We start from the raw sequence: 25853 nt of genomic DNA on the forward strand, positions 1-25853 counted from the left end.
GAGCCGTTGGGCTGGCTGTACGGGAAGTTTTCTTGGCTACAAACCCTTCTGACGAGTGGGCAAGCTCTGACAGATGGAAAAATCGGGCTTCGCGGAAAAGTTTAACTTGACGCAAATATAGTACTATAAGATATCAACCAAAAATCAACATATTGGATTAATCCGGTGTTTATTTGCCTTATAATTATTAGTAAAGGTGCCTGGGGTAGTGTTGAAATTAAGGTGTAAGTGGACTTTTGTTATTATTTGACTTGATAACCAAATAGTTGATAAATCCGATTTCGTACTTGTATGGGTGATCTTGGCATATGATATTATGTTGTCTGTTTTTCTTAATTCAACGTCCCAAATCATTTGAAGGGTTAGGAAGAGTTCTGATGACAAGCTTTAAGGCAGAAATTCCGGCTTTTCCCGATTGCTAAATAATTGTATTGGTCGAATGTCTATTAAATAAACTTTTTGTGCCCTATGAATCAACTCTACAATCCCGGCGGATGGACGAATCAAAGTTGTTTGCCGGCCTGGAAACAGGCTGGCCGAGCTTACGTCCATTCCATGAAAGCAGCTCTTTCAAAACACGCGATACGCAACTTCGCAAAAGTGTTCGCAGCGGTTTTGATCATTTCTTCGCAGGTAGCATTTGCTCAAACCCGGCAGGTTTCAGGAACGGTATTTGACAATGGCGGTGCACCATTACCTGGTGCAAGTGTCCAGTTGAAAGGCACCACCACCGGCACGATCACCGATGCAGACGGCAAGTATACTGTGCCAGCCAAGGATGACGTCATTTTGGTTTTCAGCTATATCGGCTACATCAAACAGGAAGTGCCGGTAGGTACCCAAACAACCGTTAATGTAAACCTGAAATCGGAAGAATCGTCGCTTTCCGAAGTGGTTGTCGTAGGTTATGGAACCAGAACCAAAGCCAATCTTTCGGGTTCTGTGACCACCGTAACAGGCAAGGAGTTGACAGAACGACCTGTTCCTAACGTGCAGAATCTTCTCCAAGGCCGGGTGTCCGGTCTCGATGTGATCCAATCTACCGGTGAACCCGGGCGTGACGATGCGGCCTATCAGCTGAGAGGGTTTGGTTCGTTCGGGGCATCCAATGCGCCGTTGATCCTGGTTGACGGAATTATCGGGACGATCAAGAATCTTTCGCCACAAGATATTGAGAGTGTGACAGTTTTGAAGGACGCTGCCTCGGCATCCATTTACGGTGCCCGCGCAGCAAACGGGGTGATTCTGATCACGACAAAAAAGGGACGGGCGGGTTCTGCCGAAATCGAATACACCGGAAGCTTCGGGCTCAGCCAGGCGACCAGGAGGCCGGAGCTGATCACAAATTCAGTGCAGTATATGGAAATGTACAATTCTGCCAGGGCCAGAAGTGGTCAGGCGCCCATCTACACGCGGGAGCAGATCGACCTGTACAGGAACAATCCCAACAGCAGCCAATATCCTAATTTCAACTGGCTGGATTATGTACTTGGCAAAGGCCCCATCCAGAACCATCACCTCGGTTTCAGCGGGGGAAATGAAAAGACGTTGTACAACATTTCATTCAATTATCTCGATCAGGAAAGTATCACAAAAGGGTACCTGTACAACCGGTACAATGGTCTGATCGACTTGTCTTCGCAGGTACACAAAAAGGTGCGTGTGGGTACGAACCTGAACCTTTCCTACCAAAACGCCAAGGCACCATGGCTGGTCAACGACGATTTGCTCCTGCTAGCCTACGCCTCTGCGCCGACTTTTGCACCTTTTTTGCCTGATGGGAGCGGAAGAGTAACCAACAGGGATTTTGCTGGAAACGGGGCAGGCAACAGGAGTGTCGAAGAAGTGTATGCAACGGGGGGGCAGTTTACAAAGACCTACAATGTAAATGCGCAGGCTTTTGTGGAGGTCGAGATTTTGAAAGGCCTGAAATGGCTGAATAAAGCAGGGATGACATTTTATAACGACCAGCTTAAAAACCGTCAGTTCGGCTCGCCTTCCTTCGCCTACCAGCCCGATGCTTCGGGCAAATACGTTCAGGTGGCTAATGGCAACCCGACGTTTTTTGGACTTCAGCAGCGGGAAGACAGAAGTATCACGAAGACTTTTTTCAGCACGCTGAACTATGCCAAACAATTTGGGGTGAATCATACGCTCGGGCTGCTGGCTGGCTTTGAACAGCAGGAAAACCTCTCGGAGCGGCTGTCCGGTAACAGATTTGACTTTCCAAACACAACCATTATGGTATTGGACGGTAGCGGGGCAAATAATCAGTCTACCGGAGGTTCCGCATCTGAATGGGCGCTCCGATCCTTCTTCGGCCGGGTAAACTACGATTTCAAGGGTAAATATTTCTTGGAAGGCAACATTCGCCGCGATGGTACTTCAAGGGTTAGTTCCCGGTGGGGCACGTTTGGTGGCGGCTCGGCGGCATGGCGGATTTCCGAGGAAGGTTTTATTAAAAACACTTTGTCGTGGGTCGATAATATAAAGCTTCGGGCTTCGTATGGTGTGTTGGGGAATCAGGAAATCAACGTAGGGGTGGCCGACCGGCTGAACCTTTCCGGAAACTATCCCTATCAGGACATTCTGAGTCTGACATCCTATCCCTTCACGAACCTGAGCTCCGGAGCACAGTTGACGCGCCTGGTAACTTCGGATTTGAAATGGGAGAAAACATCGATGCTGGACTTCGGACTCGATGTCGATATTTTCAGGGGACTATTCGGCGCTACGATTGATTGGTATAAAAGAAATACAACGGATATCCTTTCAACCCGTGCCGATTTGCCGAGCAGCGTCGGGTTGGCGGCCCCCATTGTCAATGCCGGCGGTATGCAAAATACCGGAATCGAAGTGGAATTGCGGCATCGGAAAAACTTAGGGGACTTCAACTACGGCGTAAGCGTGCTGTATCACAAGTACAACAATAAGGTTACGAAACTGCTTGCTCCTACATTGGGCACGATCGAAATAGGGCAGCCTTACAACAACTTTTTCGTTTACGACTGGATCGGCGTTTTCCAAAGTCAGGCAGAGATAGACAATTCGCCCAAGCAACCTTCCTCTGGCACGCTCAAACCGGGCGATCTCAAGATCAGGGACGTAGATGGTAACGGCACCGTCGGGCCCGAAGACCGGATCCGGATCAGCCGGTTTCCTAAATACAATTATTCATTTAGCGTGAATGCGGGCTGGAAAGGCTTCAATCTGACGGCGTTTTTTCAAGGTGTCCAGGGAATCAATACGCAGGTGAACGGCTGGGGCTACGAGCCTTTTCAGCAAGGATCTGCACCTCCTACGAGGTTCCTGAATGCGTGGTCACCTACCAATCCCAGCAACACGGTCCCTGCCACCTATCTTACAGGTTACGCCGGTGTATCCGGATACACGTCGACTTACTTTATTCAGGATGCTTCCTATCTGCGTTTGAAGAACTTGTACCTGTCTTACGCATTCAATGAGAAGATTCTAAGTAAAATAAAGTCCAAAGGGCTAACCGTATATCTCTCGGGGGACAACATGATCACCTGGACAAAATATGAAGGGAACGATCCGGAACGTGCGGGCTCGGGCAGATTCGCTCAGTTTCCTCAACTTAAAATATTCACTGCCGGCTTAAGTATTAAATTCTGACGGAATCGGTTTGTGTAAAACACTAAATACTAAGAAAATGAACCTCAGATATAAATTTATTTCTACCGCGTTGTTGTCAGCTTTGGTGCTTGGAGGGACAAGCTCTTGTGACGACAGCTTTTTAGACAGAAATCCAATGCATGCCATTTCGGGCCCAACATTCTGGAAAACGCCCGCGGATGTAGATATGGCTCTGGTTGGCGTTTACCGTAGATTGCAGAGCAGTCTTTTCGGTCACCGAAGGACTCAGCTGGACGGTTATTCGGACAATGCATTTGACCGGCATAACCAGATCGGTTTTCAAAACCTGACGATAGGGATTACCAATCCTTCCAATGTACCCTCGATCCTATATAACGATCCTTATGCAGGCATTGCGGCGTGTAACTATTTTCTTGAAAATGTCGGAAGCGTAACCGCATTACCTCAGGCAACAGCGGATGTTTACACAGCCGAAGTCCGTTTTCTCCGGGCCTTGTTTTATTTTGAGCTGGTGCAGTTTTTCGGAGATGTAGTTCTTTACAAAACAGCTCCCAAAACAGCGGAAGATGCCAAAATCGCCAAAAGTCCCAAGACCGAAGTTCTTGCATTTGTAGTAGAAGACCTCGACTATGCCATCTCAAAACTTCCGGCAACTGCATATGCCGGACATGCCGTGAAGGCGAGTGCGCAAATGCTCAAAGCGCGGGTTGCATTGTATCAGCAAAACTGGGCAGAAGCCGCAGCTTTGACAGGTGATATCATTAGCTCCAATACATTCTCCATCTATCAGGGCGGCTACGCAAATTTGTTTTTACAAGCGACGCAGCAAGGCAATCCGGAAATCATTTTCTCTACCAAATACCTGGCGCCAAACAATCCGCAGGGAGGCGAAGGCGTGCTGGTTGAAATCGGCTGGTACGGAGGTAATCAGCCTTACAAAAACCTCGTAGATGAGTACGAAACGACCAGTGGAAAAATGATCACTGACGCCACATCAGGTTATGATCCTTCGAATCCATATGAAAAACGGGATCCGAGGTTAAAAATGACCATCCTGGTGCCGGGGGACAAATATGTAAATCCAGACGGCTCTACTTTTGTAACAACTGATCCGGTTCTGACAGGTTTTACCATGAAGAAGTACATGGATACATCCAAACTACCATGGGACAGATCCAAAACCCCGCTTACGGATATGAACATCGTCCATATGCGATATGCTGAGGTATTGCTCGCTTATGCCGAAGCAAAGAACGAGGCTTCCGGGCCTGATGCAACCGTATACGACGCGATCAATAAAGTACGGACACGAACCGGCGTTAACCTGCCTCCTGTGGATCAGGCGAAGTACAATTCAAAAAGCCTTTTAAGGGATTTTATTCGTCACGAAAGGCGAATTGAACTAGCAATGGAAGGACATCGCTATTTTGACCTTAAACGCTGGGGAATTATGGCAGAAAAACTAGCGATGGTTAAAAACCCCGCCGGTGTGACATTATCTTTTGGAGAGAAGAACAACGTGCTCCCATTTCCACAATCGGAAGTCGACCGGAACAAAAGTTTGATTCAAAACCAGGGTTATTAACGAAGTAAAGCATTGAGCCGCATGCCGGCTCAATGCTTTTTCAAATCTTTGCCAGCATATCATAGAATTTTGTCACGGCTTTCTTTTCATAAGCTTCCCTGAGGGAAATAATCATAATGGTTCGCCGCATTTGTTTTCCATCGATAGGGATTCCCACCACATCGGCATCGTTTACGCTGGTCTCGCTTAGTATCGTGTGCCAATGACCCGTTTTTACAATTTCGAATAGCGTAGGAATGTCATTTATTTCCATGCAAACATTCGGGACCAAGTTTTTTTGGCCAAATGACTCCTCAAAAAACTGAATACTATTGCTGCCACTGAAAGGTAGGGCCAATGGCAACCCGGCCACTTCGTTGAGTGATATATTGGTCTTTTGTGCTAACGAAGAATTTTTGGCAGTTACCAGCACCATATTCGCCTTTAAAAGCGTCTGATATTTGAGATGCGGTTCCCGGAGTTCTTCGTGGAAGGTCAAAATGAAGTCGAAATGATGCAAATTGAGCCTTTCGAGAAGATCTTTTGTGGTGCCAAATACAACCTGAATTTTGATGTTGGGATGCTGGCTTGCAAATTCTATCAATATTTTGGCAAATAGAATTCGCATCGAGTAAATTACACCGATAGCAATTTTGCCTGTATTTAAATTTTTTAAATCGCGCAAAAGCAGCAGCCCCTCATTGGCTCTGTTTATACTCTGCAAAGCATATTCGCTGAACAGCTCGCCAGCTTCGGTGAGTTTAATTCTTTTCCCAATGCGGTTGAACAAGGGAACACTCAATTCGTCTTCCAGTTGCTTGATTTGCTGTGATAACGTACTCTGGCTGATGTTCAAAGCCATTGCAGCTTCTGTAAAATTCAATAACTCTTTGGCTTTCAGAAAGTATTTGAGCTGTCGTAATTCCATTTCGCTAAATCGGTTTTTTCGATTGATTTCATCGAAAAATAACGTTTTGCGAATATAGACAATATTTCAATATTTGCTCAATTAGCTCAAAATGAACAATTTATTAGCTAAATGAAGTGATTATGAAATTAAATCTAATGCTGTCGTTTTTCTTTCTAACGACTTGCTGCGCCGTGTTCGCTCAGGAAAAACAGGACGTCGCTGCTGTGGAAAAAGGCGTAACAAAAGTGTCCGTCATGTACCCTTATGCCGAAGGTAAAACCTTTAATATGGAGTACTATGAAAGCAAGCACATGCCTATGGTAGCAAAGTTTTTAGGATCAAACCTGGTTAAATACACCATCGAGAAAGGGGTTGCCAGTGGAATTCCAAATCAGCCGCTGCCTTTTATGGCGATCGGCACATTCTATGTAAAGAGCCTAAGCGACTATCAGGCGGCCATCGCGCCGAATCGAGACGCCATCCGTGCCGATTTTCAAAATTACACCAATGTAAGTCCTGTTATTTTGGTGAGTGAGGTGGTGAAGTAGAGGCTGGTGGCAGGCAATTTATATAAATCCGCCGACTTTGGGTAAAGGTCAATAGAATGAGGCTTTTTAGCTCGTCCTGTTGACCTTTATTTGTATATGCTTAATCGTCTCGCCATATCAGCCCAGTGAATCCATGAACAGAAGAACTGCTATTACACATGTTGCGGCCATGCTTGGAGGAGCTTTGTCTGCCCCGACGTTGCTGGCTATGAACCGTTGGGAAAGCCGCGTGCCGTCAGAAAGTTTTCCGGCGGAGTTCAGCTTGACCGACAACCAGAAACTGATCGTAGCGGAAGTCGCTGAAATGATCATTCCAAAGACGACAACGCCCGGCGCGAAGGATGTGGGCGTTCCGGCGTTCATCGTGATGATGTTACAGGATTGTTATAAAACGCCGGAGCACAAGAGTTTTATAGCCGGGCTGAATAATCTGGAAACGAAGCAATTTCTGAACTTGAATGCGGAGCAAAGAACGGCCGTGTTGACGCAGGTCGAAATTGATTCCGCCGATGAAATGAAGGCTTATCAGGTGCAGCAGACCAAGATGGGTGATAACGAAGACCGTGAGCAAATGGCGGTCCAGGCAAAGGGATTGCCGTTCTGGCGCCTGATAAAGGAGCTGACAATGCTGGGGTACTTTACGTCCGAAGAAGGAATAAAATCGTCCTTCGAATACGTACCCATTCCGGGAAAGCTGGAAATGATCAAAATGAAGCCTAATCAGAAATCTTTCGCCTACTAGTCGTCCATCACCATGAACTTAAATTTGAAATCAGATAAAGCACATACGTTCGACGCAATCGTGGTCGGTTCGGGCATGACGGGCGGGATGGCGGCAAAAGAATTGACTGAAAAAGGCTTGCAGGTGCTGATGATCGAGCGAGGCCGCGAAGTGAAGCACATCGAAGACTACGACACGGCGATGAAAGGCCCATGGGAGTTCGAGCACAGAGGAAGGGTGTCGATCCATTCGGCGGAGGAATATTGGGCCAATAACCGTTTCGGAACGTTGGCGAATGAGGAAACCGGTCCGTTTTTTACCGACGACAAAAAGAATCCGTATATAGAAAAACGTCCTTTCGACTGGATCAGGGCTTATCACACGGGCGGGAAGTCCATGCATTGGGGCCGACAGTCGTACCGGATGAACAAAAAGGATTTTGAAGCGAATGCGAAAGAAGGCATCGCGATAGACTGGCCGATCCGGTATGAAGACCTCGAACCCTGGTATACGCATGTCGAGAAGTTTGTCGGCATTAGCGGCCAGGCGGAAGGCTGGGAGGTTTTGCCGGATGGCCATTACCTGCCCGCGATGCCGATGAGTGCTCCCGAGGCTTATTTCAGGGATACGATGTTGAAAAAGCTGAACCGGCCGGTGACGATCGGGCGCGTCGCGAATCTGACAAAGCCGCAGCCCTTGCATACGGATCTCGGTCGGGCGTCGTGCCAGTACCGCAGCAAATGTGCCCGCGGATGCCCGTATGGCGCTTATTACAGCTCATTATCAGGTTCTATACCGGCAGCGAGGAAAACGAACAAACTGACGGTCCTGCACGATACCATTGCCAGCGAGATCATTTACGATGAAAAGACGAAAAAGGCCAAAGGGGTTCGTGTGATCAATCAGCATACGATGGCTGTGGAAGAGTTTTTTGCCAAAATCGTATTTCTGAATGCCGGGTCGATGAACTCGGCGGCGCTTTTACTCAACTCGAAATCCAACCGTTTCCCCACTGGATTGGGCAATGACAGCGATCAGGTGGGCAGGAACATTATGGACCATCACCTGGGCGTAGGCGCGAATGCGACGGTCGAAGGGTTCGAAAACGACTATATTTTTGGTCAAAGGCCCAATGCGTTGTATATACCGCGTTTCAGAAACTGGGGAGCCGATAAGAAGGACTTCCTGCGGGGCTACGGTTACCAGGGAGGTGCGAGTAAAACCGACTGGAAACGGGGCATCACGATGAATGGTTTCGGCGCCAATTTCAAAGAAGATATGACACGCCCCGGCACGTGGACAATGGGATTCGGCGGCTTCGGAGAAATCCTGCCCGATCCATCGAACCGCATGTTTTTGGACAAGGACAAGAAAGACAAATGGGGCATTCCAATGATCGTTTTCGACGCTGCTTTCGGTGAAAATGAACTGGGCATGCGAAAAGATATGATGGCTTCGGCAGTGGAAATGCTGGAAATCGCAGGTTTTAAAAACGTTACCGGGTTCAACCGGCAAGACACGCATCCAGGCCTGGGCATTCACGATATGGGCACGGCCCGCATGGGCAAAGACCCGAAAAGCTCAGTGCTGAACAAATTCAATCAGGTGCACGATTGCAAAAATGTGTTCGTCACCGACGGGGCTGCGATGGTATCTTCCTCCTGCGTGAACCCGTCCATTACTTACATGGCTATGACGGCAAGAGCTGCGGATTACGCGGTGAGGGAGTTGAAGCGGCAGAATTTGTGAGGTTAGGAGGATTCTATTTCCCGAAGCTATCGGGTCTGACTTTGCGTAGATTTGCGCCTCATTGGCATCACACATACTATGGACATTACGGCATATCCAACATACCAAACTGGAAATAATGAGTTTAGTTTTTGTAGCGTAGGAGACCAAGGCGTTATTGAGCTGCGAATGCGCATCACTTTAATGGATGCTGAAACCAGATTCTATAATGTAGGCTTTGGTGTTTGGGATGCCTGGAAAAGAGATATTAATGATAAAGCAACAATTAGAAATGGTGATACTGATCGTATTTTAGCAACAGTTGGACAAAAAGCGCTGGGATTCCTTAAACAGAACCCGAGAGCGAACATCGCCGCAACAGGGTCAGTTTTACCTGGTGAGCTGGCTTTGAGAACCCGGAAATACCAGATGGGCATTAATACATATTACAATGAGCTATCTGAGTTTTGTAATATATATGGGTTTAAAGCAAATAAGCTGGATGGATTGATAATGGGGGATTGGCCAAATTGGGACGGTGACTGGGTTCGTTTTGAACAAGGCACCAATTACGATGCGTTTTTGTTAAATTTGAAAGATCATTTGTACGTTGGTCTAAGATAAAGGAGAAAATATGCCTGGTCAAAATCCTAAGACATCAAAAGAGAAAAATAGTAAAGGGTTACATCCTACCAGGATATCCAGTCCTAATGGCTCTACACGCCCAGGTAGTTCTCACGGGCTGGTTATTAGTGTGATGTCACCTGATGTTCAAGCGATATCGCAATGCGTTTATGTTGGATTTCGCAATCCTGGGCAATCCACTTTTGACCGCAAGGCAGAAGAAATGAAGGCTTTTTTGAAAAGAAACCCAGTTCCAAAGGAGTTTCTGAAATAACCTTCATACCCCCGAATTTCCAACAAGGCCAATAATCCGTTTTACAACTGATACCGTCGTATCGCCTACCTCTTCTCAATCAACCGCTCCAACCGCAGCATCATTTCATCCTTTTCCTTCAACATCCTCTCGTACAATGCAATTTTCTCCTCGTGAAGCTGAATGAGTTTGTCAATTGGGTTATTATGATAGGTCTCGACTGAATTTGCAACAAAGGATCCGCTTTGAAATGTATTGGAGATGATATTCATGGCCTTCTCCTCATCAAAATTTCGAATCGCCTCAGCCGGAATTTTAAGTATAGCAGCAACTTGTTCCAAAATGTCGGAATCAATCTTTTCTTTTTGTTCCAGTAAAGAAACTTTTTGCTGGTTCCATTCTTCGCCAAGCTCAAACGCGAGCACGTCTTGTTTGATAGCGAGCATTTCCCGGAAGCGTTTTAGGTTGCGGCCTTCGTGGATCCTGGGATTGGAGGTAGCATGTGACATACAGGGCGCTGTTTCGTTGGAAAGGCAATTTATGTAAATCCGTTGGGAAGTTTCCGGATAATTTACCGGCATTTCATGTAAGTTACCAATATGATCCTGTCCGTTGGTTCGTAATATTTTATCTAAGGAGTCGCAGGAACCGGAAATGAATACCTTGTCCACTTCTGTACTGCGCTTGTCCGCAAATGGACAAATGCACAGCGGTTGCGTGTGTAAAATAGCCCATTTCAAGGAATCCCGGCCGGTTATTGAAGTTTGGCGAGGTATTTGTACCACCTACTCAACCATGCACCAGAAATATATCAAAATCGCTTACCGGAACCTGACGCAAAGTAAGGTCTATTCGGCTATCACCATTTTTGGCCTCGCGCTTGGGCTGGCTGTCAGCCTGCTCAGTATTCTTTATGTGATGGATGAGCTGCGCTACGACCGCTTTAATCAGAAATCCGACCGGATTTATCGAATAAACGGCGATATCACGTATTCCCAGAAAGAAGCCAAAGTTGCCGTTGCACCTACTCCAATGGGGCAGACGCTTAAACAGGACTTCCCGGAGATAGAAGAAACGACCCGTTTGGGGAAATATGGGAGCCATTTGGTAAAGGGTAGCAAGTCCGCCATCCGGGAGCAGCGGGTACTCTATGCCGACTCGACTGTTTTCGATGTATTTACCCTGCCGGTTATTGCCGGAAACCCTAAGAAAGCACTGGCCGAACCCAATTCGGTGGTAATCACCCAACGAATGGCCAAAAAATATTTTGGTGCTTCGAATGCGCTCGACCGCACGCTCATTTTCGACACCGACCAGGTAAGGCGCGTGACCGCTGTTATCGCTGATATTCCAGCTCAGTCGCACTTCCAGGCCGATTTTCTGCTGCCGCTGCATGAAACCGCGGAAGCGAAGGCTAACAAATGGGGAAACCACGTTTTTAATACCTATCTGTTGCTCCGGCCCGGAACCGATCCCCAATCGGTAGAGGCCAAATTCGAGCGGGTGCTTCAAACCTACATGGATCCGGCGCTGCGGCGGTTTTTTCAAACATCCCTGGCTGAAACCCGCAAAGCAGGGAACAATTTCAGCTACTCACTGATGCCGCTGCTGGACATTCACCTTCATTCCGACCGCGAGGGGGAGTTGTTACCCAACAACAGCATCGAGTACATTTACCTTTTCCTGGGCATCGCTTTCTTTATCTTGCTGATCGCCGTCTTTAATTTTATCAATCTATCGACAGCCCGCTCGGCCAAACGGGCGCGGGAAGTGGGCGTCCGTAAAGTGATGGGCTCGACCCGGGCGGATCTGATAGGTCAGTTTCTCGCCGAATCCCTATTGTTTACGGCGCTCGCGTCGGTGGTCGGGATCGGATTGGTATACCTGCTATTGCCTGATTTTAACAGTCTGGCGGCCAAGTCGTTATCTATTAGCCAAGTTGCCGATACGCTGTCCATTGGCTACTTCGTTTCGGGAATCGTTTTGGTGGGTGTATTGGCGGGGCTTTATCCGGCCTTCCTTTTGTCTTCTTTCCAGCCTATCGAGGTGCTGAAAAGTAAGTTATGGCTAGCTCCGGGGAGCTATAACCTTCGTGGTTTTTTGGTGGTATTCCAATTTTCGCTGTCTGTGTTACTGATCATCGGTACACTGCTCATTCATCAGCAGCTCCATTATATTCAAACGAAAAAGATAGGATTTACCAAAGACCAGGTGGTTGTCGTCAAAACGAGTGAAACGACAGAATCGGACATTTTTACCTTCAAGCAGGAAGTACTGCGGAATTCGGCGGTAAAAATGGGTTCGGTGAGTGGCTTTCTGCCCGTGGCGTCCAATCGTTGGAACGATATGTGGTATCCGGCCGGAACAACTGATCAGAAGCAATCGGTCAATATGCAGGAATGGAAGGTCGATCCGGACTACATTCCGACGCTCGAACTGAGACTGGTGCAGGGGCGAAATTTTGAGCGAGCCCGGATCGCCGATAGTACCGGCGTCGTTATCAACGAAAGCGCCGCCAAACGCCTGGGGTACGCACAGCCGATCGGTAAAACGATTCACAAGTCGGGTGGAGAGCAGCTGACGATCATCGGGGTGGTGCAGGACTTCCATTATGAATCGCTGAGAGCGACGATTGAGCCGGTGGCGCTGGTGATCAATACAAAAATGCTGGGAAGCAGCAGTGTTGAAAAAATGTCACTGGAGGCCGTCTCGTTTCGGTTGAATATGGCTGACATTGGCTCCACCCTGCAATCGATGGAGGCGATATGGAAGAAAACAGCACCCGGCAGGCCTTTTGAATACACGTTTTTGAGCGATGAGTTCGATGCGCTATACCGCACCGAACAGCGTATCGGGCAGTTGTTCACATGTTTCGCCACCGTAGCTGTCCTGATTGCCTGCTTAGGCCTTTTCGGGCTTAGCGTTTTCGCGGCTGAACAGCGTACCAAAGAGATCGGTGTGCGCAAAGTGATGGGTGCTTCCGTAGCCGGCATTACAACTTTGCTGGCCAGAGATTTTCTGAAACCAGTCCTGGTTTCCATTCTGATCGCGTCGCCCATTGCGTGGTATGCCATGGACCGTTGGTTGCAGGGCTTTGCTTACCGGACCGATATTGAGTGGTGGGTCTTCGCGCTGGCGGGTTTTTTAGCTGTGGCCATTGCCCTGGCTACCGTCGGCTTCCAGAGTGTTAAAGCCGCGTTGGCGAATCCTGTGAAAAGCCTGCGAAACGAGTAGGTTTTGTATTGGTATAAAAACAAAAAATCCTCCCTGTTCAGGAGGATTTTGCTCACTTTTCGTTTATATCTGATCAGATAATGGTTACGTTCACCGCGTTCAACCCTTTTCTGCCTTCTTCAACTTCGTAAGATACGCTGTCATTTTCACGGACATCGTCTTTCAATCCCGACACGTGTACAAAAATGTCAGCTCCACCGTGTTCTGGAGCGATGAAACCAAAACCTTTGGTTTCATTGAAAAACTTAACTGTTCCTTTGTTCATAATTTTCTTTTATAGATTAGCGCAAAGGTAAAACAAAAAATTTAACAGAAAAAATTTGTGGGGCTGAAATCCGTTCATTTTCACCGCAGTAGGCATGAATGCGGTCATTCAATGACGGTTTCTTCCCGAAATTACCAGCGCAATGCCACCTAAAATGGCAATGGATGCAATCACGAGGCTGAAAGTAAGGTGCTCACCCAATATAAAAATGGCTGCCGTGGAGGCGATAATGGGGACGGTTAGCTGCACCGATGCTGCCGGAGCGGCTTTGAGCGAGGGTAAAATGCTGTACCAGATCGCATATCCCACACCTGAGGAGACACCCCCGGACAGAACCGCGAAAATGATGCCCTGTGAATCAACGGAGTCCGCAAAAGGAAGCAGCAGCAATGAAAACGGGGCCGCTTTCATAAAGTTCCCGGCAGTCGCTTTCAGCGGGTCGCTCTGTTTTCTTCCAAGAAGCGAGTAAGAACCCCATGCCATCCCGGCAATTACCATGAGCGCCGCACTGTACGGGTCGGGTGCGTGAATTCCAGGCGCAACCAGAACAACCAGGCCACAAAAGGCGGCTGACAGGCCAACCCACTGGATGATCCGTAAATGTTCACCCTGATACAGACCGGTAAGGACCATGGTCGCCTGTACCGAGCCGAATAAGAGCAAAGCGCCGGTTCCGGCGGATAGCTTCACATAGGCAAAGGAGAATGCAGCCGCGTAGACGAGAAGGCTGAGCGCACCTGGCCAGCTTCCGTTGTTGCGGGGCTTGCGTTCGCGTAAGAGTACAATGAGACTTAGTGTGACCGCTCCGGCCAGCATGCGAATAATGGTGAAACTCGCCGGGTCTGTGGCGGTTTGGGTAAGTGCGACCCTGCACAATAACGAATTGGCGGCAAAAGCGCTCATCGCCAGCACTATTTGTGAAATTACCCGTATTGTCAGCGGCTGAGTTGCATGGGCCATTGTGTTCAATTAGGTCGGGATCAGAACGGATATTTCTCGCAACTGGTCTTTTTAAGTTCCACCAAATGCAGCAGCTCGCTCGAATAAATGCGGGCGATGTTGCCCCGCGGAATAAATGAGTCGATCAGCGTCGGATCATCGGAAAGAACGTATTCGTAGCAGAACTTTTTCTGTGCGTTTTTCAAGGGCGAAAGCTCCTTCATGTAGCGGATGTAATCCATCCGGCCGGGGCGTTGCACGTCGTTGTCCGTCGCACTCCAGAAATGGTAATAACCTACGTTTCTGCGGAACATCACACCCACATTACGATCGGTCGGGATGTGCGGCAAGAGCTCTTTAAAGCTGAGGTAGTTGTCGGGATTGCTCAGGAAATAGGCCCTGTTGCGGTTCATGGAGATAATATTGGAAGTGCGGTCCTGATCGTAATAGCCCGCTTTTTCCAGTAATGAAAATACCTTTGTCCTTTCGGCGTAGTCGGGCCATCTTTTCAAGGGATGGCAGTTGTCCTTGCCTGGGAATTCGTAATAGTCGCTCAGGTATTTTTCGTAAACTCTCCCTGTTTCGGCACTGCTTTCGCAGATCGCGACGGGAATATGGCCCAACGCTTTTCGTGTTACAAAGCTGATGGAAATAAGCTCCTTGCTCGGGTTTCCATAAACGAACGGCAAGGAGGAAACCAGTAATGGAATGATCAGATAGACAGCTTTCCAACGGAATTTAAGCGAGTACACGCAGGCGATCATGACCGCGCCCATCGCGAATAGCGGCATCTGCGTACGTGTGCTCCAGAGCTGGAACTTCATTAATGTACAAAACAGCAGAAACCCAAGGGCCGAGCAAGTCCAGAACCATTTGATATCCCGGCTCAAAGGCAGGAATAATAGCATAATGCCTGCACCGACGATCAGCCAGAAGTGGATCGTATTCGGGATCATGTCCTCATGAACCGAGTATTTGACTGAAAATGGGTCGACGCTGAGATCGGGGTCATCGATACCGACGCCGATGGATTCGTGAAACGCCCGGATCTTGCCATCCAGCGCACGGTTGAAACTCGTATTGGGTAGCCCGATATTAAGTCCGGCATTCTTGATAACGCTGGAAAGCGTGAATAGCACCGAATGCTTCTTAGCTGGCAGCTCTTCCGACGCGAACCGTGTATCCCTCAATGGGCTCATCACATGCCCGAAAAGGGAGTAGTTCCTGTAAAAGAAGGGCGAAAATGTGATGATGAGCAGGGTAATCGCCACTCCAAGCACTTTCATGGCGTAAGCGAAGCGGTATTGGACCAGGATGCGTATACCGAAATAGACGGCAAACGGTATGGCGAATATCAGGATCGTGTACTTTGAAAAACCGCCGAATGCCAGTGACTGCATCATCGCTACCAGCGCCAGTGCTGATTTCTTTTCGAGTAATTCAAAACCAAAATACACGAAAGCGATGAAGAAAAAGCATCCGCAAAGGTCAACCTGCGTGCTGGTACTTTCAAAAACCGCGATGGGCAACGTCAGGAAGCATATCGACGCCAGTAATTGCCCGTCCTTGCCCAGCCCGAATTTTCTGGCGATCAGCCCAATTCCGCAGACCGAACCGATAAATGCGCTGAACTGGATCAGGCCTGAAAACTGATCGGAACCGGATAGCAGCACGGTATCCAGTACCAGGTATTCTGCAAATACATTTAGATACAACTGCTGCAAATGCATGGTGGGGAAGTGATCCAGGTTGCCATTGTAAATCCAGATCAGGATCCGGTTCAAATGGTACATATGCGTGTCAAAGTTGTTTGGCGCAGCATATAAGGCCAGGAACAGCAACGGAAGTATATATAGCAGCGTCGCTGCGGTAATCACAATTTTATGGGTCTTTCCAAATCCGGCGAGACGGAATGCGCCTTTCAGTACGGCAAGTCTGCTCAGATCTATTTTCCCCGAGCGGTTCAAATAGTAAACCAGTCCCGACACACCCACAGCTTCCGTAATCCAGAAAACCAACGCAGAAGTGGTGTTGATTGCGTTAAAAAATGAAGCTATTTCATTGTAAATGAATACGATGCCCGCGTTGGTGATCAGCGATAACAGGAATGCCCGGCGTAGGTTGGTATAAGCTCCGGTTTCGGAGGAACACAGGAAGAAGATCGCGAAAAGGCAGGCAAACGAAATCAGGAGTAAACAAATACCCATATACGGAATGAAAACGAACTGAACAATAGCAGACTCCGTGCTACGGGCCGCGTTCACGCGGCCCGTACATGAATTTAGTGGTGCAAAGGTACGCGATTATTCGGGCCGAGAGCACGATTTGTTAGTGTACGTGCATAATGCGCACGCTTTTTGCCCTAATCTCAGGAAACCACATTGACCGGTTTTCCCGATTGAAAATTTTCCAGATTGTCGGCAACCATTTGCAGCAACCGCTGCCGCGCTTCGAATGTCGCCCATGCCACATGCGGTGTGATGACGCAGTTGGGCGCGGATAGCAATGGGTTACCGGCCTTTGGCGGTTCCACGGAAAGTACGTCCAGCCCGGCCGCTGCGATTGTGCCATTTTTGAGGGCATCGGTGAGGTCCTGCTCGTGAATAAGCGGCCCGCGACCGGTATTGAGCACAATGGCGCCCGATTTCATTTTTGCAAGATTTTCCCGGTTGATAATCTCCCGCGTCTCGTCGGTAAGTGGGCAATGCAGGCTTATGACGTCGCTTTGTCGGAAGATCTCATCGAGTGATACCATTTCCACGCCGTCTGTCGGCACGGGATGTTTCCGGTATGCGATCACTTTCATTCCGAAAGCGGCAGCAATCTTCGCGACCTGGGAGCCGATATCCCCGAGGCCGATCAGTCCGATGGTTTTTCCGGCCAGTTCGGTAAGGGGCGTTTTCCAGTAACAAAAATCGGCGGAAGCGACCCAATCACCGGCAAATACGCTCTGACTGTGCGTTTCGACCCGGTTCACGATCGCCAGGAGCAATGCGAAAGTTTGCTGCGCAACCGAAGCTGGCCCGTAGGCTTTCACATTGGTGACGGTAATGCCCTGCTTTCTGGCCGCTTCAATGTCGATATTGTTAAAACCCGTAGCCATCACGCCGATATACCTGGCCTTAGGCAACTGCGCCAGCGTTTCGCCGGAAAGCACCACCTTGTTGACCAGCACCACTTCCGCATCCTTGGCCCGCTCCACAATTTCCTCCCTGGCCGAGCGGTCATAAATGGTCACATTACCCAGCTTTTCAATGGGCGCCCAGTCCTGATCGCCGGGGTTCAAAGTATATCCGTCGAGAATTACGATGTTCATGTAAATAGTTTTTAAATGTTTTTCCAGGTTGATACGAATTCGACCCTGATTGGTACTATGAATGCTTTGTTGTACGGCTCAAACTTTGAAATTACACGAATTCTATTTTGAAATTACATAGAATCCATTTCGAATTAACATAAAAAAGCCCTTCCAAATACACTCGGAAGGGCTTTGAAAATTATCACTTATAACGCTAATTCTTGGGATCGGTACTGATCTTTCCACCGCCAGCGCCTTGCATTTGCATGGGGTTAGGCGCTTTTTTCTGCTGTTGCTGTTTGAAGATCTGGAAGCGGGTCGGTTGTGCGATGCGTGGGAACGAGTTGTTCTCGGTATCGATGTCGGCAATCTGCTGGTACGGGTCGAGCGTCCATTGAACAACCTTCTTTTTGGTTGAAATTACCTTGTTGATCTGTACGTCGTTGAAACGCCAGATTTCGGCGGGGTATACCGCCACCGAGTCCGTACCGTCCTCGAAGCCCATTTTTACGATCACGGGCATCGGTACGCCGCCTTTGTTTTTGATAGACAATGTGTAAAAATTGGTATTAGCCTGGATCAGCTGACGCTCGTTGTCCGACAATGTCGCCAGGTATTGCTCATATTTCTGCTTGTCGGCGTCGGTTACTTTGAACGGATCGTAACGGTTATAGAAATCGGCCATGGTCGAATCCTGGGCCACAACGGTTTCGCCTTTCGTTTTAGCATCCTGGATTTTGCTCATGGTCGTTTTTTTGCGCGCATCTTCCTTACGGGCTATTTCTTTCTCGATCGCTGGATTTTGCGTATCGATGCTGAACCAGTCGACCGTTACCAGATCCTGGTCGACAGGCTCGGTGCCGTAGAACCAGCCTTTCCAGAACCAGTCGAGGTCTACGCCCGAGGCATCTTCCATGGTACGGAAGAAATCGGCCGGGGTAGGGCTTTTGAAACGCCAGCGGGTGGCATATTCTTTAAATGCATGGTCGAAGAGCTCGCGGCCCATCACGGTTTCGCGGAGGATGTTCAATGCGGTTGCCGGTTTGCCATATGCATTAGGCCCAAGTCCGATGACATTTTCAGCCGAGGCCATGATCGGGCTCAGCACCGATTTGTCCGACGACATATATTCCGTGATCTGGTTGGGCTCGCCGCGGCGGGTCGGGAAGTTGTAGTCCCATTCCTTTTCGGCCAGGTATTGGCAGAATGTGTTCAAACCTTCGTCCATCCATGCCCACTGGCGCTCGTCGGAGTTGACGATCATTGGGAAGAAGTTGTGGCCAACTTCGTGGATGATCACGCCGATCATGCCATATTTTGTCGCTTCCGTATAAGTACCGTCTTCCTCCGGGCGCCCCCCGTTGAAGCTAATCATCGGATATTCCATGCCGCCGCCGGCTACCGAATGGCAGGAGATCGCCACGGGATAAGGGTACTCAAATGTACGCGCGCCGTAGGATTTCAAAGTGTGGGCCACCGCGCGGGTCGAGTATTGCTCCCATAGCGGGTTACCTTCTTTGGGATAAACAGACATGCACCAGATTTTGCGGCCGCTTTTGTAAACATCGCTCTGCATGGCGTCCCAGATAAATTTCCGGCTGCTCGCGAATGCAAAGTCACGTACATTATCGGCTTTGTAGATCCAGGTTTTCTTTCCCGGGTTCTTGTTTTCGCGCTTTTCTGCCTTTTCCGCTTCCGCCTGCGTTACGATCATTACCGGCGTTTTGGACGTTTCGGCTTGTTTGAGGCGTTGTTTTTGGGTAGCGGTGAGTACCTGCGAATAGTTCTGGCATTCGCCGCTGGCTGCTACCACGTGATCGGAAGGAACGGTGATGGCTACTTTGTAATTACCAAAAATCAATGCGAACTCTCCCTGACCCAGGAACTGCTTGTGGTTCCAGCCATTGACGTCGTCGTACGGGGCCAGGCGTGGGAACCAGTGCGCAATGAAATAATTGGCATTACCATCCTTTGGGAAATACTCGAAGCCGCTGCGCCCATAATATTCGGTGATATTGTAATTCCAATCCACGCTGAATACAAATGCGGTGCCGGTTTTCAACACAAGCGGAAGGTCGATGCGCATCATCGTTCCGTTGATGGTGAAGGGCAATGCCTTGCCGGTTTTGTCTTTTACAGAGGTGATTTTGTAGCCATACTCGATCTTAGGGTCCAGCGTCGCGCCGCGCGCGCTGTTTATTTCCTGCAACTGGTCGACGTTCATTCCTTTCTGGTTGACCGTGCCTGTGCGCGACCTGGCGGCGATACCATCGTTTTTGAAAAGGTTCTGGTCGAGCTGCATCCAGATGTATTTCAGATCATCCGGGGATTGATTAAAGAATGTAATGGTTTCGGTTCCGATAATGCGGCGATTGTCGTCGTCGAGTTCGGCTTTGATGTCGTAATCCGCCCGTTGTTGCCAGTACTCTTTACCCGGCGCGCCGGAAGCGGTCCGGTAGGTGTTGGGAGTGGGCAGGGTGGTACCCAATTGCTCAAAACGGTCGTTGGCCTGGTAATTGGGGGAGGTGGGGAGCTGCTGTGCCATGGTGCATAGCGACACGAGCAGCATTAGTAACGGGAGCAGCGTTTTTTTCATAATCGGTTGGTCATAAATAGTTTGGTTTTAAGAGTTGACAGGCATGCCTGTGAGTGTGCGGAAAAGATCATTGTTCAGGATCAGCGAGAGCGCCATTCCAAAGATAATACCGGACAATATCTGTATCCAGCTCAATTTTTGCACCCTCAGAAGTTCGATCATCGCGAATGCAATGGCTAAGATAATAAAGACAATAATGAGTTGTCCCAGTTCGAGGCCTACATTAAAGCCAAGCAGCGGGTTGAAAATATCCGCCTCCTTACCCAGCAATGCCCTCAGATAGTTCGAAAAGCCCAGTCCGTGGATCAAACCGAAGCCCAATGCGAGCGGGTACCTGAATGCAGGAGCCTTCTCCTTGGGCGCGTAGGAGTTCTTCGGGATCCTATGGAAAAAATTGATAAAAGCCGTGAGAAGTATGGTGAACGGAATCATCAGCTCGATCCAGTCGGGGTTGACATTGACATAACCCAATGTGGCCAATGCCAGTGTGACGGAATGCCCCGCGGTGAAAGCAGTCACCAGTACGATTACTTTTCTCCAGTCTACCAGCGTATAGACCGAGCAAATAGCCATGATGAAGAGAATATGATCATAGCCGTTGGAATCAGTGATATGGTTGAATCCTAATTGAAGGTAAGCCTGGAACTCGGACATTAAACTAGGGTTAGGAAAAATGTGAAGTCGGACAATTTAATTGTCAAGACAAAAATAGATAAACCCGAAGATATTTCTTTCGGTTCTGTAAACCAACAATGTGGTGAAAATGCTACACGCCGTGGGCCGTATTTATGACGCTGTACATAAGAAAAAGACCGGAAGCATCTGCTTCCGGCCTTTCTAAATTCTGACACCAATTATATAAGATTTTGAAAGTGCTTATTTGTAGATCGTGTTCTGCGGATCCCAGTTGGCCCATCCTTTGGTCCAGTCTGTTGTTCCGAAAGCACCTCTGAAAAGTTCTTTTGTAAAGAATGCATCAGCACCTTTGCCTTCCCAGGTAGCACCACCCAAAAGTGGGGAAGTAGCCTGTGGCAGGAATGCAGGAGCAGCAAGGTTGAAATTCGCGCTGTTGAGCAGCAGCGAAGCAACGTCTTTGATTTCGTTCTTGCGTGCAGCGGTTTTGAAGTAAGTAGTAGCCTGGTCGGTGGTGATATCGCCTTTACCAACGATCGCAGTTAGGTTGTTCGATAATACGATACCTCTCAGGTCCAGTTTGCCGTCTTGTGCGTTTTTCCAGGTTCCTGTTGCAGTTCCGTCCAGACGAAGTCCCTCAGGAGCACCTACGAATACAGAGTTAAGGACGCTGATAGCAGTGTTTCTGCGTAAGTGCATGGCCGACTGGTAGCCACCGCTTCCTTTGATAGTAGCTGTGGAAGGAGTTCCGGCAGTTATGAAATGGCTCACGTTGGCAAAAGTAGGCTCGGTCAAAGGCAGGCCATTGTTAGGGCCTGTTGCCGGCTCACCCGAGTTGAAGTTATCCGATTCTAAACCGTTGGATGCAGATTGATCCGCATATTCAGGGTCACGCAATGAAACGGCATACTGAATTTTTCCGGTGAAACCCCAGTCAGTATCGAAATCGTCGTCGAAACCACGGAATGCGATCAGGTTTTTAGCATTTACAGTTCCGCCGAACCACTCGTAAGAGTCGTCACCCGAATAAGAAACCTGTACGTGGTCAATTGTCGTACCTGAACCTACGCCGTAAAGTGTCAAACCGTTGATCTCGCTGTTCGCAGTAGAGCTCAATGCGATACCACCGAATTCGATACGTACATATTGCAATGTTCCTGAGTTGTCGTCAGCTGCTGTGCCAGTACCGATAGTTCCGCGGATACCACCTTCGAATGCAGTTGAGCCCGGACGGTTATTAGGAGCTTTACCGATCAATACGACACCACCCCAGTCGCCGTAGTTACGCTTGCCCGGGTCGTTGGCAGAAGTAAATACGATTGGCTCTTCGGCAGTACCGATAGCAACCAGTTTTGCACCTGCTTCAATGATCAGAGCACCACCTTTGCCGGAAGCAGTAGGGTCTGCGTCTTTACCAGCACCTTTAATGAGTGTTCCTTTTTCAATAGTCAGGGTAGTACCAGCTGTTACGTAAACAAAGCCTTTCAACAGATACATCTTGTCTTTTGTCCAGGTAGTATTAGTCTTGATTTCGTCCTTCACTTCTACCGCCACACGGTCAGATACCGTGAAGCTTGCAGTGCTTTTCGCAGTTACACCCCCTACGGTTACTGAGATAACACCGCTGGTTGCATTGGCAGGAACCGCTACTTCCAATGAAGTGGCAGTAGCAGCTGTTACAGTAGCCTGTGTTGTGTTAAACAATACGGTATTGTTAGCGGGAGTCGGATCGAACTTTGTACCTGTAATTGTTACTTTGGTGCCGGCAGGGCCTGACGCCGGAGCGATAGCGGTAACAGCCAGCACAGGTTGCGGAGTTGGATCCGGCTTATCATCGTTGTCGCACGCCGTCAAGCCTGCTACCAGACCTGTCAGAAGGAGTAATGAATACAGTTTGTTTTTTAAGCTAATCATAGTGAATTCAAGTTTGTTTGCAATTGGATGGTTTTAAACTGTTACTGATATTACGCCGGCGAACGCCATTGATGGTACTGATTGAATTATGGTATGATTGTTCTTCTTCCGAAATTGTAGGCAGCTGTAAGTGTGAAATAGCTGCCGCGTCTGAACTTGCGGATATCCTGGTCGGCATTCGGCCCTTTGGTAGTCACGTCGCTGCCGATTTTGCCGTCGTGGCTGAAATCCTGCGAGAAACGTACCGGCTGGTTCAGCAAGTCCTGAATACCCAGGCGCAGTTCAAGGTTGTTTTTGAATTTCTTGCTGATGTTCAGGTCTATTACATTGCGGGGCATTTCGTAAACCGTCGGGTTGTCGACATTACCCACTGCAAAGATTCTTTGTCCGAAAACATTGTAAAGCACGTTCCACTGCCAGCCGTTTGGTTCGGCGTAGTAAACACCCGCATTCACGAGGTAGGGCGACTGGTTGGCCATCGGACGTTTGCTGTCGGTGATGCCAGTCAGGTCATATTTCTGGATAGCGCCGCTCAAATCCGGCCCTTCCACCTCCTGTCCAAGATTAACCTTGCTTTTGATCAGCGATGCATTGGCTACCAATGTCAGGTTTTGGAAGAATCGGCTGGACGACTCCGCAAAGCCTTTGCGAACCTCCGCTTCAACCCCGTAGCTCTGCGCGGAACCGGCGTTGATGAAGGTGTAAGCCAGCCCATTACCCGTCGGGATCAGAAACGTTTCGATGGGATTTTTGAAATGCTTGTAGAAACCGGTTACCGAAATCAGTTCATTCGCAGTCGGGTAAAACTCCCATTTCGCATCCATATTCTGGATTTTCGCTGTTTTTAGCGCTGTATTACCCCGGATGTCAGCCAGAAGGTTGAAATCGAAGTAGGTAAATGGGGCCATTTCACGGAATTCCGCGCGATTAAGGGTTGAGGAGTAAGCCAGACGTAGGTTCTGTTTTTCGCTCAGCTTATAAGTGAAGTTCAGGGAGGGAAGCGGGATGAACACGATGTTGTTCACAAGCTCTTTCCGCTCGTTCACGATCGTCGAATGTAGTTGTTGGTTGTTGTATTCGCCACGAAAACCGAGGGTCAGAATGGCTTTCGAACCAAAGTTCACATCGCCGCTCAGATAGGCCGCGTAATAGTTGTTGATACCATTGTAAGAATCCAGGTCCTTGGTACCGTCCTTGATGGTAAGCCCGCCATCCTGGCCGGTAATATTCTGAGGAGTGAAAATCGAACTAACGTCGCCGCGGAGGATTTCGGAGGCATTTCCTACATTGGTATATCCATAAAAACGAGCAGAGTAATCGCGGTCTTTGCGCTCACCGTACACCCCGAAGCGGATTTTGTTGGGTTCGCGGTCAACCGGGTTGCCGAACGTATGCTCGCCGTTTACAGCCAAAGTCACTACGCGCTCATTGAGTTTGGAATAGAAGCGGCCGAGATCGATAGGGTTAGGGTCGATTGGTGCCACAGCCTGGTAAGGAATGGCCTCGCTGCCCTGTTCAGGCGTAGGGCGTTGGAAACGGATCCTTTTCCAGTCGGGCTCCCAGCGGCCTGTGTAGCCAAAGCCAGTGATCCAGTTCAGTTTCGTAAGGTCACCGATTTTGTGGTCACCCGAAACCTGCGTCGTGACGATGCTGCGGTTTTCGAAACGCTGTGAGTAGTTCTTAATATCATAACCATCCACTACACGCTGGCCTTCTCGGGCAACGGTTTCGGTGTTGCCCATCTGGTTGAACAACGTCTTCCATTCCAGGTTGAAAATCGGGGAGAAGCGGAACGTCCAGTTATGCAGTACGCCGATACGTGTCTGGCGAGAGTAATTGGAATCTTTATATTTTTCAAAAACGTCATTCGCATTCAGACCGTTTTGGTACAGTTTTAAATCGATATCCGAGGCTTGGTTGGTCATCGAATAGTTGATGTTCGTAATGTTGCTTACGTCCACATTGCCGATATCGAAACGGCGTCCCAGGTTGAATGCGAGACGCAGGTCGGGCGATACATTCACGTTTTTCAAAGCCCAGCTGTTAGGCAGGATGCGTCCGTAAGCGGCCCTGTCGACAGCGCTGAGGGTATTGAAATCGGCCGAACGTTTCGGGAATGCGCTGGAAAGTGTCTGATCGGCACCCCACAAGCCAAGAAAGTTGGCCCCGCTGCGTGAATGCGATTGAACGCTCTGGAATGTAGTATTGGCACGGTAGCCTACCGTGAGGGCACCGTCGGTGAAGTTCTGGTCGGGGCGGCGTTTGGTATAAATCTTGATCACACCACCTGCAAAGTCGCCCGGAGATTCGGCAGAACCGGATTTGTAGACGATCATCCGGTCGATGATATTGCTTGGGATAAGGTCAAACGAGAACGCACGGGTGTCAACCTCGCTGGAAGGGGTGATCACGTCGTTGATCAGTACCGCATTGTAACGTGAACCGAGCCCGCGGATCATCACGAAGCGGTTGTCGACGATGCTGATACCAGGTACCCGCCGGATGGCCGCAGCGGCGTCGCGGTCCTGCGATTTCTGGATTTGTGCGGCGGAAATACCGACGGCGATCGGTTTCAACTGTTTGATTTCGCTAATAACCGCCACTTCTGTATTGGTGGCACGGCTTCCGCGGACAACAACTTCCTGCAATGCTTTGCCCTCTTCGTCCAGTTCCGTGTCGATCACCGTAATGTTTCCGGATTCTACGCGGACATTAGGAATTTCTTTGGTTTGGTACGAAACGAAGGAAATGATGATTTTGTGGGTGCCGACAGGAACATTGGAAAGTACAAAATTCCCGTCGACGTCGGCGGCAGCACCAATCTGTGTGCCTTCTATGAGAATGGAGGCTCCGATAAGCGCCTCCTTGGTTTTCGCGTCTTTGATCGAGCCACGTATCGAGCCCGGATCTGCAAATGCCGTGACGACGGCAGCGAGGGTAAACAGTAATGTAAAAAGTTTGGTTTTCATCTTAAGGTGTCAAATTTTCGACACAAAAGTAGATCGCCA

Annotated in this window: 17 protein-coding genes; 7 read left to right on the forward strand and 10 right to left on the reverse strand. The window is 49.0% G+C overall.

Annotated features, from left to right (window positions below):
- The first annotated feature begins 468 nt into the window (after nucleotides 1–468).
- Both ACTJJJ_RS11330 and ACTJJJ_RS11335 read left to right on the forward strand, forming a co-directional pair.
- Entirely contained in the window at nucleotides 469–3636 is a 3168-nt protein-coding gene (locus ACTJJJ_RS11330) for a SusC/RagA family TonB-linked outer membrane protein (RefSeq protein WP_440701854.1), read from the forward strand.
- A 37-nt stretch (nucleotides 3637–3673) separates the two neighbouring features.
- Nucleotides 3674–5203 (forward strand): RagB/SusD family nutrient uptake outer membrane protein, encoded by a 1530-nt coding sequence (locus ACTJJJ_RS11335; RefSeq protein ID WP_440701855.1) that lies wholly within the window; start codon nucleotides 3674–3676, stop codon nucleotides 5201–5203.
- A gap of 40 nt (nucleotides 5204–5243) precedes the next feature.
- On the opposite strand, the gene ACTJJJ_RS11340 is transcribed toward ACTJJJ_RS11335, so the two are convergent.
- Nucleotides 5244–6110, reverse strand: coding sequence for a LysR family transcriptional regulator (locus tag ACTJJJ_RS11340; protein WP_440701856.1), 867 nt, complete (start codon nucleotides 6108–6110; stop codon nucleotides 5244–5246).
- 122 nt (nucleotides 6111–6232) lie between these two features.
- On the opposite strand from ACTJJJ_RS11340, the gene ACTJJJ_RS11345 reads away from it, so the two are divergent.
- The 4 genes from ACTJJJ_RS11345 to ACTJJJ_RS11360 all read left to right on the forward strand — a co-directional run bounded on the left by ACTJJJ_RS11345 (nucleotide 6233) and on the right by ACTJJJ_RS11360 (nucleotide 9713).
- Nucleotides 6233–6640 carry an EthD family reductase gene (locus tag ACTJJJ_RS11345; RefSeq protein WP_440701857.1) on the forward strand — a complete coding sequence of 136 codons (408 nt, stop codon included), beginning with the start codon at nucleotides 6233–6235 and terminating at the stop codon, nucleotides 6638–6640.
- A gap of 133 nt (nucleotides 6641–6773) precedes the next feature.
- Nucleotides 6774–7382 carry a gluconate 2-dehydrogenase subunit 3 family protein gene (locus tag ACTJJJ_RS11350; RefSeq protein ID WP_440701858.1) on the forward strand — a complete coding sequence of 203 codons (609 nt, stop codon included), beginning with the start codon at nucleotides 6774–6776 and terminating at the stop codon, nucleotides 7380–7382.
- Between the two features lie 12 nt (nucleotides 7383–7394).
- On the forward strand, nucleotides 7395–9110 hold the full coding sequence (locus ACTJJJ_RS11355) for a GMC oxidoreductase (RefSeq protein WP_440701859.1): 1716 nt from the start codon (nucleotides 7395–7397) through the stop codon (nucleotides 9108–9110).
- A 78-nt stretch (nucleotides 9111–9188) separates the two neighbouring features.
- Entirely contained in the window at nucleotides 9189–9713 is a 525-nt protein-coding gene (locus tag ACTJJJ_RS11360; protein WP_440701860.1) for a DUF6934 family protein, read from the forward strand.
- A 339-nt stretch (nucleotides 9714–10052) separates the two neighbouring features.
- On the opposite strand, the gene ACTJJJ_RS11365 is transcribed toward ACTJJJ_RS11360, so the two are convergent.
- Complete coding sequence (locus ACTJJJ_RS11365; RefSeq protein ID WP_426292707.1) at nucleotides 10053–10475, reverse strand: XRE family transcriptional regulator; 423 nt, start codon at nucleotides 10473–10475, stop codon at nucleotides 10053–10055.
- 286 nt (nucleotides 10476–10761) lie between these two features.
- On the opposite strand from ACTJJJ_RS11365, the gene ACTJJJ_RS11370 reads away from it, so the two are divergent.
- Nucleotides 10762–13200, forward strand: a complete 2439-nt coding sequence (locus ACTJJJ_RS11370; RefSeq protein ID WP_440701861.1) for an ABC transporter permease — start codon at nucleotides 10762–10764, stop codon at nucleotides 13198–13200.
- Between the two features lie 73 nt (nucleotides 13201–13273).
- Here ACTJJJ_RS11370 and ACTJJJ_RS11375 read toward each other — a convergent pair whose 3' ends face one another.
- From ACTJJJ_RS11375 to ACTJJJ_RS11410, 8 genes are all read right to left on the reverse strand, one after another.
- Nucleotides 13274–13465 carry a cold-shock protein gene (locus ACTJJJ_RS11375; RefSeq protein WP_188935108.1) on the reverse strand — a complete coding sequence of 64 codons (192 nt, stop codon included), beginning with the start codon at nucleotides 13463–13465 and terminating at the stop codon, nucleotides 13274–13276.
- 108 nt (nucleotides 13466–13573) lie between these two features.
- On the reverse strand, nucleotides 13574–14425 hold the full coding sequence (locus ACTJJJ_RS11380) for a DMT family transporter (protein ID WP_440701862.1): 852 nt from the start codon (nucleotides 14423–14425) through the stop codon (nucleotides 13574–13576).
- Nucleotides 14426–14445: 20 nt separating this feature from the next.
- Entirely contained in the window at nucleotides 14446–16611 is a 2166-nt protein-coding gene (locus tag ACTJJJ_RS11385) for an ArnT family glycosyltransferase (protein WP_440701863.1), read from the reverse strand.
- Between the two features lie 161 nt (nucleotides 16612–16772).
- On the reverse strand, nucleotides 16773–17720 hold the full coding sequence (locus tag ACTJJJ_RS11390) for a D-2-hydroxyacid dehydrogenase (RefSeq protein WP_440701864.1): 948 nt from the start codon (nucleotides 17718–17720) through the stop codon (nucleotides 16773–16775).
- Between the two features lie 196 nt (nucleotides 17721–17916).
- Nucleotides 17917–20298, reverse strand: coding sequence for a M1 family metallopeptidase (locus ACTJJJ_RS11395; RefSeq protein WP_440701865.1), 2382 nt, complete (start codon nucleotides 20296–20298; stop codon nucleotides 17917–17919).
- A 27-nt stretch (nucleotides 20299–20325) separates the two neighbouring features.
- Nucleotides 20326–20952, reverse strand: coding sequence for a HupE/UreJ family protein (locus ACTJJJ_RS11400; protein WP_188935098.1), 627 nt, complete (start codon nucleotides 20950–20952; stop codon nucleotides 20326–20328).
- 222 nt (nucleotides 20953–21174) lie between these two features.
- Nucleotides 21175–22845 carry an IPT/TIG domain-containing protein gene (locus ACTJJJ_RS11405; protein ID WP_440701866.1) on the reverse strand — a complete coding sequence of 557 codons (1671 nt, stop codon included), beginning with the start codon at nucleotides 22843–22845 and terminating at the stop codon, nucleotides 21175–21177.
- Nucleotides 22846–22931: 86 nt separating this feature from the next.
- Nucleotides 22932–25814, reverse strand: a complete 2883-nt coding sequence (locus tag ACTJJJ_RS11410; protein ID WP_426292714.1) for a TonB-dependent receptor domain-containing protein — start codon at nucleotides 25812–25814, stop codon at nucleotides 22932–22934.
- Nucleotides 25815–25853 lie beyond the last annotated feature (39 nt).

Origin of the sequence: Dyadobacter sp. 22481 (assembly GCF_052044875.1) — a bacterium.
In the GTDB taxonomy this organism is placed as follows: domain Bacteria; phylum Bacteroidota; class Bacteroidia; order Cytophagales; family Spirosomataceae; genus Dyadobacter; species Dyadobacter endophyticus.